Here is a 4,529-nt window from a genome sequence, read left to right as displayed (position 1 = left end):
ACCTCCCGTCCGGTCCCGGCCGGGAGTCCGGCCACCACGGCGAGCAGTCCGGCCTCGTCGACGATGCCGAGGCACCGGCCCCGGTCGACGACGCGGGCCGGGCCGCCGCTGCGGACGACGGCCTCGATGGCCTCGGCCACGGTCGTGGCGGGGGTCAGCGCGGGGCCCTGTCCGGCCGCGTCGCCGGTGGCCGGGCGCATCGCACTGCGTACGGTGAGGACCTGTTCGCGCGGGACGTCGCGGACGAAGTCCCGTACGTAGTCGTCGGCCGGCGAGCCGACGATCTCCTCGGGCGTGCCCAGCTGCACGATGCGGCCGTCCCGCATCAGCGCGATGCGGTCGCCCAGGCGCAGGGCCTCCGCGAGGTCGTGGGTGATGAAGACCATGGTGCGGCCCTCCTCGTGGTGGAGCCGGGCGACCTCGTCCTGCATCTCGCGCCGGATCAGCGGGTCGAGCGCGCTGAACGGCTCGTCGAACAGAAGCACTTCCGGGTCGGCGGCGAGGGCCCGGGCGAGCCCGACGCGCTGCTGCTGGCCGCCGGAGAGCTGTCCGGGACGGCGCTCCTCCAGTCCGGAGAGGCCGACCTTGCCGACCATCTCCGCGGCCTTTTCACGGCGTTCGGCGCGCCCGACGCCCTGGATCTCCAGGCCGTAGGCGACGTTGTCCAGGACGCTGCGGTGCGGCAGCAGCCCAAAGTGTTGGAAGACCATGGCGGCCCGGTGGCGGCGCAGCGCGCGCAGCCGGCCGGCGTCCATCGCGAGGACGTCCTCGCCGTCGAGGGCGAGGGTTCCGGCCGTGGGCTCGATCAGCCGCGTGAGGCACCGGACGAGGGTGGACTTGCCCGAGCCGGACAGGCCCATCACGACGAAGACCTCGCCCTTGCGGACGTCGAAGGTGACGTCGCGGACGGCCGCCGTGCAGCCGGTACGCTCCCGCAGTTCCGCGGCGGACAGCCCCGCGTGCTCGGAGCCGGGGACCTTCGCCGCCGCGCCCTTGGGACCGAAGACCTTCCAGAGGCCCTCGACCGAGAAGACGGGCTCCTCGACGGGTGTGGCGGCCGCTCCGGCGGCGGCAGGTGTGGCGTTCATCGGTGGCCTCCTTCCAGGGACAGCAGTTCGGCGGCCTTCTCGCCCACCATGAGGACCCCGATCATCGGGTTCACCGCGGTCATCGTCGGGAAGACGGATGCGTCCGCGATCCGGATCCCGTCGAGGCCGCGCACCCTGAGGTCGGGCCCCACGACGGCGCTGGGATCGTCGGCGGCGCCCATCTTGCAGGTGCCCGCCGGGTGGTAGACGGTGTGGGCGACGGAGCGGGCGTACGCGCTCAGCGCCTCGTCGCCGGTGATCTCCGGCCCGGGACAGACCTCCCGCTTCAGCCAGCCGGCGAGCGGCTCGGCCGCGGCGATCTCGCGGGCCAGCTTGATGCCGTCCACGAGGGTCCGTCCGTCGTAGTCGTCCTCGTCCGTGAAGTACCGGAAGTCCAGGGCGGGTTTGACCTCGGGATCCGCGCTGGTCAGGTAGAGGCGGCCGCGGCTGCGGGGCTTGGGGATGTTGGGGGTCATCGACACCCCGTGCGCGGGGCGTTCGTAGCCGATGCGCTCCGGGTTGTCGGTGAAGGGCACCTGGTAGAAGTGGAACATCAGGTCGGGGCCCTGGGACTGCGGGTCGCGGCGTACGAACAGGCCGGCGTCGCTGTCCATCGCCGAGTTCTCCGGGATCGGACCGTCGGTCTCCCAGACGATCACCGACTCGGGGTGGTCGAGCAGGTTCTCGCCCACCCCGGGCAGGTCGTGCACCGGAGGAATGCCGAGGGCCTCCAGGTCGGCGCGCGGACCGATGCCGGAGTGCAGCAGGAGGCGCGGGGTGTCGACGGCGCCCGCGCACACCAGCACCTCACGGCGGGCGCTGATCAGGGACTGCGTGCCGTCCGCGGCGCGTACGTGCACGCCGCGCACCCGGGTGCCGTCGAGTTCGAGGCGGTACGCCCAGGTCTCCAGGAAGATGCGGAGGTTGGGGCGGTCGTCCATCACGGGGTGGAGGTAGGCGACCGACGCGGAGGAGCGCTTGTTGTCCTCGGGGTGGTACGCGAGGTCGAAGAACCCGGCGCCCTCGTGGAACGGCTTGCGGTTGAACCCCTCGACGAGCGGGACGCCCAGCGCCTTCTGCGCGGCGTCGACGAAGTCGCGGGCGATGGCGTTGCGGTCCTTCTCGGCCACCGGGACGATGTTGTTGAGGAGCTTGTCGAAGTACGGCTCCATGGCGGCGGCGTGCCAGCCCTCGGCGCCGGCCCGCGACCACTCGTCCCAGTCGGACGGCAGGGGTTTGAAGGCGATCAGGGTGTTGTGCGAGGAACAGCCGCCGAGGACGCGGGCGCGGCTGTGCCGGATGTGGGAGTTGCCGCGCGGCTGCTCGGTGGTGGGGTAGTCGTAGTCGAGTTCGCCGCCCAGCAGGCCCATCCAGCGGCGCAGGGTCAGCACGTCCGGCCGGTCGACGTCGCTGGGGCCGCCCTCGATGACGGCGACGGTGACGTCAGGGTCCTCGGTCAGGCGGGAGGCGATGACGGAGCCCGCGGTCCCGCCGCCGACGACGACGTAGTCGTACCGGAACTCGTGCTCGTGCCGGGGTGCGTGTTCGCCCGTGTGCGTGTCCGTGTTGATGGTTCTCCTCCTCCTTCAGCCCGCGAACCAGCGCACGGGGCGCGGAGCGAGGTTCTGGTACACGTGCTTGGACTCGCGGTACTCGGCCAGACCGGCCGGGCCCAGCTCGCGCCCGATGCCCGACTTGCCGAAGCCGCCCCACTCCGCCTGCGGCAGGTAGGGGTGGAAGTCGTTGATCCAGACGGTGCCGTGGCGCAGCCGGCCCGCCACGCGGCGGGCACGGCCCTGGTCGGCGGTCCACACCGCGCCGGCGAGTCCGTACTCGGTGTCGTTGGCGAGCGCGACGGCCTCGTCCTCGGTACGGAACGTCTCGACGGTCAGCACCGGCCCGAAGACCTCCTCCCGCACCACGCGCATCCGCCGGTGGCAGCCGTCCAGGACGGTCGGCCGGTAGAAGTAGCCTGGCCCGTCCGGGCGGCAGCCGCCGGAGCGCAGCACCGCGCCCTCGGCGAGGGCCGAGGCCACGTACTCCTGCGTCCGTGCGAGCTGGGCCGCGGAGACCAGGGGCCCGCACTCGACGCCCGGGTCGGTGCCGCGGCCCAGGCGGATCCGGTCGGCCCGGCGGGCGAGTTCGGCGACGAAGCGCTCGGCGACGGGCTCCTCGACGATGAGGCGGGACCCGGCGGAGCAGACCTGGCCGCTGTGCATGAAGGCGGCGTTGAGGGCCTGGTCGACGGCGGTGTCGAAGGCTTCGTCGGTGGCGCAGGCGTCGGCGAAGACGACGTTCGGGTTCTTGCCGCCGAGTTCGAGGGCGACCTTCTTGACGGAGTCGGCCGCCGCCCGCATGACCTTCGTACCGCTGGCCAGGCCGCCGGTGAAGGAGACGAGGTCCACATCGGGGTGGGCGGAGAGGTGGGCGCCGACGGGGTCGCCGGCGCCGGTCACCAGGTTCGCGACACCGGCGGGCAGGTCGGCCTCGGCCAGCAGGCCGATGAGCTCCACCGTGGACAGCGGGGTGATCTCGCTCGGCTTCAGGACGAACGTGTTGCCCGCGGCCAGCGCCGGGGCGATCTTCCAGCTCGCCTGGAGCAGCGGGTAGTTCCACGGCGTGATCAGCGCGCAGACGCCCACCGGTTCGTGGACGACGACGCTGTGGATGTCGGGGGACCCGGCGTCGACCACACGGCCCGCGTTCTCGCCGGTGACGAGGTCGGCGAAGTAGCGGAAGGCGTCCGTGACGCAGTCCACGTCCACCCGTCCCTCCTCCAGGGTCTTGCCCGCGTCCCGGCTCTCCACCAGGGCGATGCGCTCACGGTCGCGCTGGAGGAGGCCGGCGGTGCGGCGCAGCAGGGCGGCACGCTCCGCCACCGGCGTCCGTGGCCACTCGCCGCCGTCGAAGGCGGCCCGGGCGGCGCTGACGGCTGCGTCGGTGTCCGCGGTGCCGCCCTCGGCGACGACGGCGAGGACGCCGGCGTCCGCCGGGTCCAGGACCTCACGAGTGGCTCCCGAGACCGCGGACCGCCACGTTCCGGCGATGTGGATGGTTCTCTGCTCCGACACGACGCGCTGTACCTCCGCTTCCGACACCGCGGCTCACCCGCGGTGCACGTTGCATTCGGCTCGCTTGCCCAGGCCCTCGCCGCCCATGCCTCATCCGTCACTGGAAGTGACGGGAGTCACGCCGAGTGAGCTCAGGCGTCGGCCCCCTGCGCACGCGCGGGCGTTGCGCCGGCCGGATGCGGAGGTCAACGGTCAACCCGCCCGGCAGGAAGGCCCACTTCCCGTGCCGGACGAGCCGCCGCCCCCGGCCCCGCGCCCCGGCCGGCCCGTGAAGCACGCCGCGCCGGACGCCGCGCGCTCTAGAAGGCGTGCGGCGTCCACGGGGCGAGGTCGCTCGTGAAGGCCGCGGAAGCCTGCGCCAGGGCTCCGG

Annotated in this window: 3 protein-coding genes; all 3 read right to left on the bottom strand. The window is 73.1% G+C overall.

Translation table 11 applies throughout. The features are described 5' to 3' along the window. Positions 1 to 1,088, bottom strand: a 1,088-nt coding sequence (locus tag ACFXA3_RS36325; protein WP_385194359.1) for a glycine betaine/L-proline ABC transporter ATP-binding protein, incomplete at its 3' end; no start/stop codon positions are given. Next, entirely contained in the window at positions 1,085 to 2,659 is a 1,575-nt protein-coding gene (locus tag ACFXA3_RS36320) for a GMC family oxidoreductase (protein WP_385194362.1), read from the bottom strand. The genes ACFXA3_RS36325 and ACFXA3_RS36320, both read right to left, overlap by 4 nt. A gap of 15 nt (positions 2,660 to 2,674) precedes the next feature. After that, complete coding sequence (locus ACFXA3_RS36315; protein ID WP_385194357.1) at positions 2,675 to 4,159, bottom strand: aldehyde dehydrogenase family protein; 1,485 nt, start codon at positions 4,157 to 4,159, stop codon at positions 2,675 to 2,677. Positions 4,160 to 4,529: the final 370 nt, after the last annotated feature.

Origin of the sequence: Streptomyces sp. NPDC059456, from assembly GCF_042750055.1 — a bacterium.
In the GTDB taxonomy this organism is placed as follows: domain Bacteria; phylum Actinomycetota; class Actinomycetes; order Streptomycetales; family Streptomycetaceae; genus Streptomyces.
Note: the sequence above shows the minus strand (reverse complement) of the source record. Positions and strands in the feature narration are given on the sequence as shown.